At 31.4% G+C, this 16415-nt stretch carries 10 protein-coding genes; 2 read left to right on the forward strand and 8 right to left on the reverse strand.

From position 1 onward, the window contains the following. Positions 1–175 precede the first annotated feature (175 nt). Both P161_RS0104420 and P161_RS18035 read left to right on the forward strand, forming a co-directional pair. Positions 176–7081 (forward strand): PKD domain-containing protein, encoded by a 6906-nt coding sequence (locus P161_RS0104420; RefSeq protein WP_197026325.1) that lies wholly within the window; start codon positions 176–178, stop codon positions 7079–7081. A gap of 1 nt (position 7082) precedes the next feature. Then, positions 7083–8081 (forward strand): PorP/SprF family type IX secretion system membrane protein, encoded by a 999-nt coding sequence (locus tag P161_RS18035; protein ID WP_081816979.1) that lies wholly within the window; start codon positions 7083–7085, stop codon positions 8079–8081. A gap of 33 nt (positions 8082–8114) precedes the next feature. Here P161_RS18035 and P161_RS0104430 read toward each other — a convergent pair whose 3' ends face one another. The 8 genes from P161_RS0104430 to P161_RS0104470 form a co-directional block, all read right to left on the reverse strand. Continuing rightward, positions 8115–8567: a hypothetical protein gene (locus P161_RS0104430; RefSeq protein ID WP_026775850.1), complete on the reverse strand. Its 453-nt coding sequence runs from the start codon at positions 8565–8567 to the stop codon at positions 8115–8117. A gap of 103 nt (positions 8568–8670) precedes the next feature. Further along, the gene (locus P161_RS0104435) at positions 8671–9654 is read right to left on the reverse strand and encodes a DUF4837 family protein (protein WP_081816980.1); all 984 of its coding nucleotides are present in this window, start codon (positions 9652–9654) and stop codon (positions 8671–8673) included. 248 nt (positions 9655–9902) lie between these two features. Next, positions 9903–11213 (reverse strand): lytic transglycosylase domain-containing protein, encoded by a 1311-nt coding sequence (locus tag P161_RS0104440; RefSeq protein WP_026775852.1) that lies wholly within the window; start codon positions 11211–11213, stop codon positions 9903–9905. A gap of 7 nt (positions 11214–11220) precedes the next feature. Then, positions 11221–11982 (reverse strand): exodeoxyribonuclease III, encoded by a 762-nt coding sequence (locus P161_RS0104445; protein WP_026775853.1) that lies wholly within the window; start codon positions 11980–11982, stop codon positions 11221–11223. Between the two features lie 309 nt (positions 11983–12291). Beyond that, on the reverse strand, positions 12292–12522 hold the full coding sequence (locus P161_RS0104455; protein WP_026775855.1) for a hypothetical protein: 231 nt from the start codon (positions 12520–12522) through the stop codon (positions 12292–12294). Positions 12523–12569: 47 nt separating this feature from the next. Continuing rightward, positions 12570–13229, reverse strand: coding sequence for a 3-oxoacid CoA-transferase subunit B (locus tag P161_RS0104460; protein WP_026775856.1), 660 nt, complete (start codon positions 13227–13229; stop codon positions 12570–12572). A 104-nt stretch (positions 13230–13333) separates the two neighbouring features. Beyond that, positions 13334–14035: a CoA transferase subunit A gene (locus P161_RS0104465; protein ID WP_026775857.1), complete on the reverse strand. Its 702-nt coding sequence runs from the start codon at positions 14033–14035 to the stop codon at positions 13334–13336. Positions 14036–14119: 84 nt separating this feature from the next. Next, the gene (locus P161_RS0104470) at positions 14120–16387 is read right to left on the reverse strand and encodes a penicillin-binding protein 1A (protein WP_026775858.1); all 2268 of its coding nucleotides are present in this window, start codon (positions 16385–16387) and stop codon (positions 14120–14122) included. Positions 16388–16415 lie beyond the last annotated feature (28 nt).

Genomic DNA, 16415 nt, shown 5'->3' on the forward strand with positions numbered 1-16415 from the left:
CATTTATATATTAATCGATAAAGATTACTTTTACTTTATTTGATTATATTGCATAATCTTAAAAGAATAAAGTTTTTAAACAAAAATAAAATGATTGTAATTCATAAAAGCTTACTTTTTATCTGATGAAACTATTATAAATAGCAACATGAAACTTTTAACCTCCCCCACCAAAATGAAATTTAGAAATAAAATAGCTTTTATTAGTGTTTTTCTTGTTTTTAGTTTTCTTTTTAACCTTTATGCTACTAAAATTAATTTTTCTTTTTTAGATATTTTTTTAGCGCCAACTGCAACTATAAGTTCAACTACAAATAATGGTTGTGCAGATGTGGAAAAAGATATTATTTTCACAGCCTCTGGAGGTAGTGCTCCATATACTTTTACCTATCAAATAAATGATGGTTCAGCAACAACCATACAATCAACAAATGGAGATATAGCAACACTACAATATTCAAACCCAGCTGTTGGAAATTATACATTTAAATTAACTAAAGTTGTTGATGCAACTGGTGCTCAAACAAATTTAAATCAAGAAATAATAATTACAATAAATCCATTACCAACAGCAGATTTTACTTTTAATGATAGCGCTTGTGCTGGAGAAACTGTTCAATTTAATGCAACTGAAACTGGTGCTGCTCCTTTTACTTACAGTTGGGATTTTGCAGACGGAACTATATCAACATTAAAAAACCCAACACATGTTTTTGAGGGTATTTTAGGTTGTGATACCAATAATTATGATGTAAAATTAGTAGTTACTGATGCAAATGGTTGCTCTACTACAAGAATTCAAAGAGTTACTATAAAGCAAAAACCAGATATTGAATTTATAGATGCCAATTTTAATGGTTTTAGTAACTGTGGAAATGCATCTGCTTCAAATCCAGATTTTACAATTGATGTTGCTAATAATTCTAACTCTACTTGTATTGATTCGTTTTTTATTGATTGGGGAGATGGAAATGTAGAAAATAATGCAACTTTTCCTATTTCTTATAATTACACGAGTATTGGTGTTTTTAATATGAAAATTAAAGCTACTGGAACTAATGGATGTATCAATGAAGTTTCTTATCAAATTAAAAATGTTAGTAATCCTGCAGGTGGTATTGCAAGTCCAGGAAATACAAGTAATTTATGTTTAGGAGAATCTGAATTGACTTTTCCAATAACAAATTGGGAACAAAATTCACCTGACACCAATTATACTTTAAATTTTGGTGATGGTTCTCCTTTAGAAACGTATACACAAGCAGATATTCAAAATAACAATAGAATTACGCATAATTATTTAAAAGGAAGCTGTAATGAAATAAATGGAGAATTTATTGCTACTTTATCCATACAAAATGCGTGTTCTACTACAGTATCAACAATTAATAACATCACAGTTTTAGAACCATCAATAGCCTCTTTTCAAACAGAGGATATAAATTGTATTAATGAGAGTATCCTTTTTACAAACACATCTATTATTGGTGATAATGTAGATTGTACCAAAGCTGCAAATTTTAAATGGGATTTTGGTGATGGAACAATTATAGACGATATTAGTACAGATGAAGCAACTAGCCAATCTCATATTTATACTAGTCCAGGAAAATATACTGTTTCTTTATCAATAATAAGTAAATGTGGCACAGATGTTTTTACCAAAGAAATTTGTATCGATCCAGAAATTACACCAACATTTTCTGTAAATACAGATGAGGGCTGTATTCCTTTAAATATAACTACCACAAACACCACAGACGAAAGTCAGTTATGTAGCACACCAACTTATCTTTGGGCAGTTACGTATGCAGCAGATAATTGTGGAACAGCAGAAGGTTTTACGTTTACAAACGGAACTAATGAAAACTCAGAAAACCCAGAATTTATTTTTACAAATCCTGGAAAATACGAACTCTTAAAAACAACAACCACAAGTTGTGGAGAGCAAACAGTTTCTAAAATTATCGATGTTAAAAAACCACCAACTGTAACCATAAATCCTATTGATGATTTTTGTGGACCAACAACTATAAATCCTACTGCAAACGTAGAAAATTGCACTGCTGATACAAGTAATATTACTTACAATTGGACTTTTGTTGGGGGAACTCCTGCAAATTCAACTTCTTTAAATCCTGGAGATATTTTGTACACAAATCCTGGAACATATGAAGTTACTTTAGAGGTTACAAGCGAATGTGGCGTATCTAACACAGCAACACAAACCTTTGAAATTTTCGAAAAACCAATTCTTACGAATACTGAGGTAACACAAGAAATTTGTTCTAATCAAACTACATCAGAAATTATAATAACTTCTAATAACGCAACTGCAAGTTATGCTTGGGTTGCAAATGCTAGCGCAAATATTACTGGTTTTATAGCCAATGGAAATTCAAATATAATTCCTGCTCAAACATTAGTTAATAGCGGAAATACACCTGAACAAATAATTTATACTGCAACTGCAACATCTGGAGTTTGTGAAAGTGATCCACTTGAATTTGTAATAACTGTAAATCCTTCTCCAGAAATTTCTAAACAACCAATTTCTTCTGTTGTTTGCTTAGGTGGAAATGAAACTTTTTTAGAAGTGGAATATATTAAAGGAACAGGAACTCCAAGTTATCAATGGTATTCAAATACTGTTAATGCAAATTCTGGAGGAACAGAAATTACAGGAGAAACAACAGCTTCTTACGATGCTCCAACAACGAGTTTAGGAGAAACGTTTTATTATGTTGAGATTTCTTTTGCTACTGGTGGATGCTCATTTATAGTATCTAACACAGCAAGCGTAGACGTTCAACCTCAAATAACCGTAGATAATGTTGCTGCTCCACAAACTATTTGTGTAGATGGAACTGCCAATGAATTAGAAGTCTCTTTTTCTGGTGGAACAGGAAATGCTTCTTACCAATGGTTTTCGAATACTACCAATTCAAATACGGGTGGAACAGCAATTGCTGATGCTACAAATAATACATTTACTCCAAACGAATTTACAACTGCTGGAACTTTTTATTATTATGCAGAAATTTCTTTGGATGGAAATGGTTGTACCTCTGCTTTGAGTGATGTTTTTGAAATAATTGTACTTCCTGACCCTATTATTGATAGTCAACCAATTGTTTCTCAAGAATTGTGTCAAAGTGTAATTCCTACTGATTTATCTGTTTCAGCTTCTGGTGGTTCAGCTTCTGCTAAAACCTATCAATGGTTTATCAATAGTACAAATTCTACAAATGGTGGCACTGCAATTAACGGCGCAAATGCTAATACGTATACTCCAGTAACTACAAATGTTGGCACTTTTTATTATTATGTAGTGGTTTATCAACCTGAATCTGGTTGTGCAGTAACAAGTAATATTTCTGAGTTGATCATTAATGACGCTCCAAATATTACAACACAACCCATTTCTTCTGAAATTTGTTTAGATGGAACTGCAACACCTTTAATAGTTGAATATCAAAATGGAACAGGAACTCCAAATTACAAATGGTTTTCGAATACAACTAATGCAAATTCTGGTGGAACAGAAATTACAGGAGAAACAACAGCCTCTTACACTCCACCAACTTCTACTGTTGGGGAAACTTTTTATTATGTAGAAATTTCTTTTGCTACTGGTGGTTGTTCACTTATTATCTCTGAAACAGCAAGTGTAAACGTGCAACCTCAAATAACAGTAAATCCAATAACACCTGCACAAACTATTTGTATAGATGGAACAGCAAATGAATTAGAAGTTTCATTTTCTGGTGGAACAGGAAATGCTACTTACAAGTGGTTTTCGAATACTACAAATTCAAATACTGGAGGAACAGCAATTGCTAGTGCAACTAACAACACATTTACGCCAAATGCTTTTACAACAGCAGGTACTTTTTACTTTTATGCAGAAATTTCTTTGGATGGAAATGGATGTTCGTCTGCACTTAGTGATGTTTTTGAAATAAATGTAATTCCTGACCCCATTATTGACAGTCAACCAATTGTAGCACAAGAATTATGTAAAAATGCAACTCCTGATGATTTATCTGTTACAGTATCTGGAGGAACAACTTCTGCTAAAACGTATCAATGGTTTATCAATACTACAAATGCTACAACTGGTGGAACTTTAATAAATGCTGCAAATGCTGCTATGTATACTCCAGAAACATCAACTGTTGGTACTTTTTATTATTATGCAATTGTTTCTCAAACAGAATCTGGTTGTAGTGTTACAAGTGATATTTCATCATTAAAAATAAATGAAGCACCAAGTTTTACAACACAACCAACTTCCTACGAAATTTGTTTAAATGAACCTGCAACAACGCTACAAGTTGCTTATCAAAATGGAACAGGTACTCCAACTTATCAATGGTTTTCGAATAATGTTGATGCAAATTCTGGTGGAAATCCAATTGTGGGAGCAACAACAGCTTCTTACACTCCACCAACAAATGTTCTTGGAGAAACTTTTTATTATGCAGAAATTTCTTTTTCTTCTGGTGGATGTTCAAAAATTATATCAAACACAGCAAGTGTTTCTGTTAATGAAATTCCTGTAATTAGTGATGCAGCCATTACAATTTATAGTGAAGCTACTTTTGTTTTTGATCCAACTACTGTTGTAGGAAATGTAGTTCCTGCTGATACAAAATATTCGTGGTCAGCTCCTACTTTTAGTCCTTCAGGTTCAATACTTGGAGCATCAGCAGCAAATTTACAAGATGTAATAAGCCAAACTTTAACAAATACTGGCACAACTCCAATAGTTGTAACCTATGTAATTACGCCAGCAACGTCAAAATGTATTGGAGAAACTTTTGTGGTAGAGGTTACTGTAAACCCAAGCATCAACTCAAATGCTGTGGTTACAAATATTAGTTGTTTTGAAGCTAATGATGGAAGTATTGCTACCAATATTGATGGAGGAATTCCCTTTACAACTGGCAATCCGTATTTAATTTCTTGGAGTGGACCCAATGGATTTACATCCACAGAAACAACCATTACAAATTTAGTCATTGGCACCTATACTTTAAGAATTGAGGATTCCACAGGTTTTATTAAAATTGAAGAATTTGTTGTGACTCAGCCTAATCTTTTATCAATTGTAAAAAATACAGAAAGAAATATTTCTTGTTTTCAAGGAAATGATGGAACTTTAGAAGTAACCATTTCTGGCGGAACTGCTCCTTATATTTACAATTGGACAACTACTAATGGAAGTGGAATTGTACCAAACCAAAAGAATCAAAATACATTAACAGCAGGAAGTTATGCTTTGGAAGTAGTAGACCAAAATAACTGTAAAATTGCAACTAATTTTGTGCTTACCCAACCAGATGGATTGATGGTAAACGCAAATCCTACCCAAGAAATTTTATGTTTTGGTGATGCTGCTGGTGAAATTGAAATAAATGTTTCTGGAGGAACACCTGTTGAAATTTCTCCTGGCGTTTTCGATTATTTATACAGTTGGTCAGGACCAAATGGCTTTGTAAGTGCTTCAAAAAACATTAGTAATTTAATTTCAGGAACATACACAGTAAACGTTACAGATAATTTAGGATGTACAACAAGCACAGATGTTGTGGTTAATCAAGCAACAGAAATTAAAATTGATGTTGCCAAAATTGATGTTACGTGTTATGGAAAAGCAGATGGTTCAATCGACTTAACTGTAACAGGTGGTAAAGAACCTTATCAAATTTCTTGGAGCAATTTTGGAAACGGATTATCACAATCTAACTTAACAGCAGATACCTACACAGCAACCATTACAGATGCTAATAACTGTGTAAAACAAACAACTATTACAATTGAACAACCTATATTTTTTATAGATCCTGTTGTAAAACCAATTTCTTGTAATGGCGAAAGTGATGCTTCCATAGATTTAAATTTAATTGGTGGAGTTGCACCTATTTTAGTAACTTGGAGTGATGATGCAAATGCAGGAGTGCAAAGAAATAATTTGGCAGCTGGTACATATACAGTTACAATTTTAGATAGTGACACAAATCAATGTCCTATTGAGGAAACTTTTATCATTACAAATCCACCAGCAATTGCAGTTTCTACAACTGTTATAAATGCCGAAGATTGTGACATTGCCAATAGTGGCAGTATCAATTTAGAGGTTTCTGGAGGAACTGCTCCCTATACCTTTTTATGGAACACAAATGCAACAACCGAAGATTTAAATAACATTCCACAAGGAGATTATGCTGTAACGATTACTGATGCAAATGGCTGTAGTTTAGATAAACAATTTACTATATTTAGACAAGAACCTTTAAACATTACTTTTACAGAAACTACACTTACAGATTGCGATTTAAAAACCGTTAACAAACAAACCAAAGCTAATGTAACTGGTGGTTATTTGCCATATACCTACACTTGGTCTGCAGGAAATGTTTCTGCAACCGATAATAGTATTATGATTACTGACCAAATTGGTGCGTACTCTTTAACAATAACAGATGATAAAGGCTGTACAAGAACTGAATCTTTTTCAATTGATGTAACAACTCTTGGAGATACAGATTTTAATTATAGTGCTTTTGCTCTTTCAACCTACGATTTTTTATCCATAGAAGATCCTATACAATTTACCAATCTTACCACTGGAGATTACACCAATTTAAAATGGGATTTTGGTGATGGAAGCCCAACAAGCAACGAAGAAAACCCTGTGCATACGTATGATGAAGTTGGTACTTTTACAGTTGCTTTAACAGCCGTATTTACTGCTGGTTGTGTAGAAACTTTTACACGAATTGTAGAGATTACAGAAGGGTATAAATTGGTAAATCCAACTGCATTTACACCTAATGGAGATGGCTACAATGAAACCATAAGACCTTCTCACAGAGGTTTTACAGCTTTAAATATGGTTATTTACGATACTTGGGGAACCACAATTTATACTGAAGAAGGTTTAGATTTAAAAGGTTGGAATGGTTTTGCAGGCGAAAAACCTGCTGAAAATGGCAACTATGTAATGCTTGTAAAAGGCATCACCTTTTTTGGAAAAGAAGTTATAATAAGTTCACCTGTAACACTTTTAAAATAAGATGAAGAAAATCCTCCTTACATTTCTCGTTTTTTTGGGGTTGCAAACGCAAGCACAAGATGTCCTTTTTTCGCAAAACTTTTTAGTACCAGAAACTATAAACACTTCTTTTACAGGAGCAATAAGAGCAACAAAAATTGGTTCCATACACAGATCTCAATGGAGAAATGCAGCTTTTAAAACAAATTCTAGTTTTATGTATTTTGATACTTGGTTTGAAGGTTTTAAAACAGGCTTAGGTGTTTCTTTTTTAAACCAAACAGAAACTGCATCTAGTTACAGTTTTAATCAAATAAACTTAAATTATGCTATGGCTTTTCAGCTGAGTGATACTTGGTTTTTTAGACCTAGTATTTCTGCTGGTTTTGGAATGAAGAATTACGGATTCCAAAATATTTTATTAGAAGATCAAATAAACCTAAACAATAACATCATCAATACAAGTTCTTTAGATCCTCTTTTATTAGCTACTCAAAGAAATTTTTTCGATTTTAGTTCTTCTATTCTTTTTAATAATGATGATTCCTGGATTGGGTTAACCGTAAAACATTTAAACAAACCCAATATTTCTTTAACCGAAAATGGCAATATTCCTTTGGATATTTTCTGGTCTGTACACACTAAATATTACCTTCCTTTTTTAGAGGGAACAAGAACTTGGTTTGCTAGTAAAAGCAAGTTTTATGTACTGGGTAATTTTATGATGCAAGGAGATGTAAACAGATTTGATATTGGCTTTCAATACATTTTTGAAGATCAATTTTCCTTGGGAATTACTGCTGCTACATCACCCATAAAAACCGATGATAATAGTCCACTCATAAACTCTGTAAGCACATTTGCAGGAATTAGATGGCAAGGTTTTAGATTTGGGTATTCTTACGATTTTAACACAACAGAACTCATTAATACAGGAGGAATTCACGAATTCTCAGTAGCCTACGATTTTAGCCTAAATATTAGAGCTTTAAATAGATATAAATGTGTTTCTTATTTTTAGATTGATGATTTAATTTTATTAAATTATTTTTTTTTATTTTTCAATCAAATCTGCTGGTAGTTTATTTTCGAAAATGTATTCATTTTTTGCTTCAGGAATCTGATTATTATGAATAATCAAATTTAAATTATTCTCGAAATATAAATTAACTCCAAAACTAAAATCAATATTTTTAATCCAAACTAATTCTTTCCATTTTATTACTTTTTTTCCTATATACTTTTCAAATTCAGGAAAATAAAACGAAGTCTGTTTTAAGTGATAATTGAATTCTTTATCTTTATAAGAATTCTTTAATTCAGAATAGTTTTCTATTATTTGAATTGTTGTTATTTCATCATTTGAGATAATACTAATCCATTCTTCAAATTTAAGATAACTAACATTAATCATTTCAACCAACTCTCCATTTAGAATAAATGACTGTATCTTACCATTTTCTAATGTTTTACCAATTACAGAATCTAATACTTTCTTTCCATTCATAGTATTATTAAATTAAAATGAAAGCTTCAAAAATTAAATCTATAATTTAATCTTCTTTTACTAAAAAGATTCAAGTTTTTCAATTACCTCTAAATAAAAAAATCTACTCAATCTTCAAAGTTTTTGCAATAGCTTCTAACTCAAAAAGAAAAGCTCTTTTATTTACAGAAGGTGCATACGTAAAACCTTCTACGATTACCAATCTGTTATTTTTTTTGTCGATAACTGTGTAGTTTAAAAAAGGACCCGCCATAAAATCGTTTTTAACTTCCCATTTTCCTCTGGTTTCATAGGCTTTTTTACCATCAATAATGGCATCAAAAGTAAAAGGAGTATACGCTTCTTCAGTAATCATGTGCATGGTTTCTGGGTCAGAACCAGGAATATATTTTTTACCAATACTATTTCTAACAGCAACAATGCTGTCTGAAACTTGACTTTCATCTACCAAAGGAACAGAATATACTAAAATATTATTACTACCAGATTTAGCTATGCCACTCGTTAAATGATTACGTAACCATAAAAATTCTCCTGTATCATCAACTGTTTTAAATTTATCTGGAATTAAAAGTGAAAGTCCTAAATTTTCTAACGTTTTGTAGTTTGCGTTTTTATCTATTTGATCTTTAAAAATATTTTGAGTAAAAGTAATATCTGAATCTAAAAAGATTCTTCTAATTTCTTGTTTGCGTTCTTGAAGAATCTTTATAATACCTGCATCATCTTTGGCTTGCACATACACAACTGTTTGTGGTTTGGCATAAATATTTTTTCTAACCGAAAAGTTTTCTTGTTCTCCTTCAGTAATAATTAAAATATTTCTACTTCCTTTCATCATAGAACTAAAGCCATTTGGAGCCACTTGCGAAACCGATAAAATTGTTTCTGGCTGAGGCAATCCTACCATTAATTCCCCAAAAGAATTTCTAATTTCTTGGCCAATATCTCCTGTCCAATCGCTCATTTTTACAACGACCATTACTTTATTGATTTTACCAATAGACGTTCTTAAAATCTTTTTATCATTTCCTACACAAGAGGCTAATAAAAATGCAATCGTTAGTATTGAAAGTAATTTTTTCATGAGTTTAGTTTTCATTATTATAAGTTAGGTTATCTACTTTTAACACACCAAATATTATTCCATTTTTTTAAATTTCTACTTAAAAAACATCAAATCTTTAAAAATTTTTTATTTGAGTATATTTTGATGAAAAATAGAGATCTTCATCAACTTAAAAAGTTAGGATTTAAACAGATTTTATTAAAAATATAAACTCAAGATATCAATTTAAAAATCTAAATTTAATCAATATTGATTTAGAAAAACATTTATTGCAATCTTTTTGGGTAAATGTACAGTCTTTGCCCTATTTTCAAATTACTTGTTTTCAAGCCATTCCAACGTTTAATATCGCTAACTCTCACTCCAAATTTATCAGCAATTTTACCAAGATAATCACCACCTTTAACTTTGTAACGAATTCGTTTATCCATTTCAAAATATTTAGGTAGCGGTTTTTCTCTTTTGGCATCATCTGCATCAGCTAAAGCATATAATTCAGCTTCTTTGTCTAAAAATTCTGTAATTTTATTACTTGGCAATCTTAAAGCATAATTTCTTTCTTTTATAAAAGGAATAATATCTAATTTATAAGCTGGATTTAAATCCGTTAAAACCTCTTGATCTACGCCAATAGTTTCTGAAATTTGATCGAAGGTAATAGTTCTTTTTACACGAATTGTATCTGTTTGAAAATCGAACATTTTAGGGAGGTCTGAATAAATATTGTGCTCATTTGCATATTCAAAAATATACATTGTTGCATAAAAAGCAGGCACATAACCAGCTGTTTCTGTAGGTAAATAAGGTCTTATATTCCAATAATTGGTAAAACCTCCTGAACGTTTTATGGCTTTTGAAACGTTTCCTGGTCCAGAATTATAAGCTGCCAAAGCCAAATCCCAATCACCAAAAATGGTAAATAATTGGCTTAAATATTTACAAGCTGCAATGGTTGCTTTTACAGGATCATGTCTTTCATCTACATAAGAACTTACTTTTAAATCGAACTGTTTTCCTGTTCCATACATAAATTGCCACAAACCAGCTGCACCAACCCAAGATTTTGCTCTAGGTTTTAAAGCCGATTCCACAATGGCTAAATATTTCATTTCCAAAGGAATATCATATTGATCTAAATACTGCTCAAACATCGGAAAATAGTATTTTGCTTTTGCCATTAAAGCAGGATAATATTTTGATCGATACAATAAATAACTATTTATTACTTTCTCTAAAGCTGGGTTATAGGCTAAATTAAAAGGTGTTTTTTCATTTAAAGCTGCTAATCTTATTTTTAATAAATCAGATGTTACTGCTTGTTTAAAATTACCTGCAATATCTTTATCGTTAATTACATATTCTAACGTATCTAATAATGCCGAATTGAATTTTTGATCTACCAACAAACTATCAATCACTCTTAAATCATCATCCGAAAAAAATAAATCCTTTGGCGATTTTATAATAGAATCTGTTGCAATAACTTCAGCATCCTTTTTTTTAATTGGTACACTATCTTTTTGAGCATAACTAAATAATGAAATACTAACTACTAAAACACTTAAAATTTGTTTCATAAAAATGCTAAAAATCTAATTCTAATGCAATTGGACAATGATCTGAATGTTTTGCTTCTGATAAAATATAAGCTCTTGAAATTTTTTCTTTTAAAGGTGATGAAACCATCGCATAATCCAATCGCCAGCCTTTGTTATTGGCCCTTGCATTTGCTCTGTAACTCCACCAAGAAAATTGTTGCACCTCTTGATTTAGATATCGAAAACTGTCTATAAATCCGTTATTGATAAAATCGCCAATCCAGGTTCTTTCTTCTGGTAAAAACCCAGAAACACCTTTCATTTTTGGGTTATGAATATCAATTTCTTCATGACAAATATTGTAATCGCCACAAATAACCAAATTCGGAATTTCTTGTTTTAAAGTATTGATGTACTCTTGAAATTCATCCATATAATTGAATTTATACCCCAATCTTGCAGCATTTGTGCCAGAAGGAAGGTATAAACTCATTACAGAAACTTCATCAAAATCTACTCGTAAATTTCTACCTTCAAAATCCATCGATTCAATTCCTGTTCCATATTCTATATGATTTGGTTTTTCTTTACAAAAAATAGCTACTGAAGAATAGCCTTTTTTCTGTGCCGAAAACCAATAGTGATAAGGATAACCAGCGTTTTCGAATTCTGATAAATCTAATTGCTCTTTGTGTGCTTTGGTTTCTTGAATGCAAATTACATCTGGATTTGCAGCTTGCAACCAATCTAAAAAGCCCTTTTTTAAAGCAGCTCTAATTCCGTTTACATTGTATGATATTATTTTCATTGGCCCCTTTTAAATTCCCCAAAGGGAAAAATACTCTTGTGTTAATTATTTTTGTTTTTTACTTTCAAGAAATTACTCTAAAATTATTGGTTTCTTCAAAAACACCCAAGTAATTTGTGTTTTTTCTCCTGTTTCTGTTATTAATTTCTTTTTTCTTGGGGATAAAATAATTGCCAAAAAAGAAGAAATACTTGTTCTAAAAAGTATATGATCTACACTTAGAAAAAAATCAAAAATGAAAATAAAAAAAATAGTTAATATAAAAATAACCAGATAAGGTTTGTTTGCTAAGTATTGCATGCTTAAATTCTATACTTTTTTATCGATTACCTTTTTAAAAAATAACCATTTAATTTGTTCTTCTTCTCCATGTTGTTTTTCAACTATTTTAACTTTTGGTGATAAAACAAACGCTAAAGTAACAGCAATAGTTGTGCTAATTACCATATTCTCAACTTTAAAGCCTTTTTCAATTATCAGCAAAAAAACAACAACTAATAAAGGAGTAATTAACCAATATGTTTTTTTAAATAGTTTCATTTTTTTTTAAATTTTGAGTAAGAAAAGTCCTTTCCTTTGGAAAGGATTTAGGATAGGATCATTTCAGGAATTTCTCCATTTACGATCAAAGTTCCTTCAGTAGCATTTTGAATTTCCTCAACAGAAACTCCTGGTGCTCTTTCTAACAAATGAAACGCGTTATCTTTTACCTCTAAAACTGCTAAATTGGTAACTACTTTTGTAACACAACCTACTCCTGTTAAAGGCAAAGAACATTGTTTTAAAATTTTAGATTCGCCTCTTTTATTAGTGTGCATCATAGCCACAATTATATTTTCTGCAGATGCTACTAAATCCATTGCTCCACCCATTCCTTTTACCATTTTACCTGGAATTTTCCAGTTGGCAATATCGCCATTTTGAGAAACTTCCATAGCTCCTAAAATAGTTAAGTGAACGTGTTTACCACGAATCATGGCAAAACTCATAGAAGAATCAAAAAAGCTTGCTCCAGGCATTGTTGTAATAGTCTGTTTACCAGCATTTATAATATCTGCATCTTCTTCGCCATCAAAAGGAAAAGGGCCCATTCCTAAAACGCCATTTTCAGATTGAAACTCAACTTCTATGTCATCTCTTACATAATTTGCCACCAAAGTTGGAATACCTATTCCTAGATTTACATAAAATCCATTTTGAACTTCTTGTGCAATTCTTTTTGCGATTCCGTTTTTATCTAAAGCCATAATATTAATTTGATGATTTAGTAATTTTAAAATTTGATAATGCTAATATTGTAAAATTAATTGATTTGAAAATTGGTTAATTTGGTAATTCAAATAATTTCAAATTATTTTTTCGCTCTTACAGTTCTCTGTTCAATTCTCTTTTCATAATTCTTTCCTTGAAAAATTCTTTGCACAAAAATTCCTGGAATATGAATATGATTAGGATCTAACTCACCAACTTCTACCAATTCTTCTACTTCAACTACCGTAATTGTTGCAGCACCACACATATTTGGATTAAAGTTTCTTGAAGTCCCTTTAAAAATTAAATTTCCTGCAGCATCACCTTTCCAAGCTTTTACAAAGGCAAAATCAGCTTTAAAAGCAGGTTCTAAAACATACATTTTTCCATCAAAATCTCTTGTTTCTTTACCTTCTGCTACTTCAGTTCCAAAACCTGCAGGTGTATAAAAAGCAGGAAAACCAGCTTGTGCAGCTCTACATTTTTCTGCCAAAGTTCCTTGTGGCGTTAATTCTACTTCTAATTCTCCTGATAACATTTGGCGTTCAAACTCATCGTTTTCACCAACATAAGAAGAAATCATTTTTTTGATTTGCTTGTTTTGTAATAACAACCCTAAACCAAAATCATCTACACCAGCATTGTTAGATATACAAGTAACATCTCTAACATCTAATTTTACCAGTTCTGAAATTGCATTTTCAGGAATACCACACAAACCAAAACCACCTAGCATAAAAGTCATCCCATTTTGAACTCCTTTTAAAGCATCTTGAACGTTGTTTACTTTTTTATTTATCATTAGAATTATATTTTATTTGTAAATAGATTTAATCTGAAATAACCCATAAAATTAATTATAGGAAGTGATTAAACATTTATTTTATTAAAAATCGGTGTCTAAAGAGGTTCCAATATTTGTATCCTCTGGTTTTTCATCACAATTTATGTTGATTGATAAATTTTCTGGTTTTTCAAAATCTTCTTTACTAATATTTAAAGATTTATCTTCATAACATTTTTGCATAAATAATGCCCAAGTTGGTAAAGCCATAGTTGCTCCTTGTCCCTTTGCAATTCCTGCAAAATGTGTTGCTCTGTCTTCTCCACCAGTCCAAACTCCTGTTGCTAAATTGGGTACAATCCCCATAAACCAACCATCAGATTGGTTTTGTGTTGTTCCTGTTTTACCAGCAATGGCATTTTCAAACTTATAAGGGAAACCTGTTACAGCTCCTCCACCCGATGTCCAATTTGAACGCAAACGAATTCCTGAACCCGATTTTGTAACACCTTCTAATAAATTTAAAATCACATAGGCAGATTCTTCACTTAAAACTTCTTGTGTTTTTGGTACAAAATCTTTTAAAACAGTTCCGTTTTTATCTTCAATTCTTGTTATAATCATTGGTTTTACGCGCAAACCTTTATTAGCAAACGTACTGTAAGCACTTACCATTTCATACAAAGATAAATCTACTGCACCAAGTGCTATGGATGGGTTTGCTTGAATCTCGGTTTCAATTCCTGCTGCTTTTGCCAAACGAACCACATTTTCTGGACCAACTTCATCAATTAATCTAGCAGACATTGTATTTACAGAACCAGCTAAACCATCTTTTAAGGTTAACATTCCTCCATATTCTTGATTTGAATTTTCTGGAGTCCAAGGTTCTGGAATGCCATATTTGCCAACTGGAATTGTATACGGTGTGTTTGGTAACATATCACAAGGCGAACGTCTTAACTGATTAATGGCAGTTGCATACACAAAGGGTTTAAAAGTAGAACCTACTTGTCTTTTTTGTTGTGCAACAGCATCATATTTAAAATGTTTGTTATTAATACCACCTACCCAAGCTTTTATATGGCCTGTTTGTGGTTCTATGGATAACAATCCTGAACGTAAAAAATGTTTATAATATTTAATAGAATCGTTTGGAGACATAATAGTGTCTTTATCTCCTTTCCAAGAAAAGACTTTCATTTTAGTTTTCGTCTTAAAAATTTTATCTATTTCTTTGGAAGATTTACCTGCAATTTTTAAACGTTTATAGCGCTCTGAATTCTTTTTTGCTCTGTCTAAAATACCTTCTGTAAGTTCTTTATCAATATCATAAAAAGGAGCAGTTCTATTATTTTCTTGCTCTTTAAAAAAGTAAGATTGTAAGTTTGCCATGTGTTCTGAAACAGCTTCCTCTGCATATTTTTGCATTCTAGAATCTATTGTTACATATATTTTTAAACCATCACTAAATATATTGTACTCTTCACCATTTGGTTTTGGATTATTTTGCACCCATTTACGCATTACTTTTTGCAAGTGTGTTCTAAAATACGTAGCATACCCTTCATCATGACTTTCTGGTGTATAATTAAGATCTAAAGGTAATTGTTGTAAATTAATTTTTTCACTTTCAGTAATGTAGTTGTTTTTTGTCATTTGTAGTAAAACAACATTTCTTCTTTGTTTTACCAATTCTTCTCTTCTTAAAGGATTAAAATAAGAAGAGTTTTTTAACATCCCAACCAACATTGCAGATTCTTGAATTTCTAATTCTTTAGGTTCTTTCCCAAAATAAATTCTTGCTGCAGAACGAATACCCACTGCTTGATTCAAAAAATCGTATTTATTTAAATACATGGCAATAATTTCTTGCTTTGTATATTGCTTTTCTAATTTAGTGGCTACTACCCATTCTTTTACCTTTTGCAGAACTCTTTCCAGTTTATTAGTAGAACGTTCTCCTGTAAATAACATTTTAGCTAACTGTTGAGTTATTGTACTTGCACCTCCACTTCCAGGTTTAATAACAGCTCTAGCTGTTCCTCTATAATCGATGCCAGAATGTTCGTAAAAACGCTCGTCTTCTGTTGCTACCAATGCACTTACCAAATTGTCTGGCAACTCACTAAATTTAATTGGAGTTCTATTTTCTGTTGCATATTTACCAATAGTAACACCATCTGCAGAAATAACTTCGGTAGCTAAATTGGTCTGTGGATTTTCTAATTCTTCAAAAGTTGGTAAAGCTCCTAAACCACCTACTGAACCCGCAAAAAATAATCCTACAAAAAATAACAATCCTCCTAAAACGATTGCCCAGAACCAAATGATATATTTCTTAAAACTTGTTGTTGCTTTTGTTTCCATAATAAAATTTCTTCTCAACAGTATTGAG

This window comes from Polaribacter sp. Hel_I_88 (assembly GCF_000687935.1).
In the GTDB taxonomy this organism is placed as follows: domain Bacteria; phylum Bacteroidota; class Bacteroidia; order Flavobacteriales; family Flavobacteriaceae; genus Polaribacter.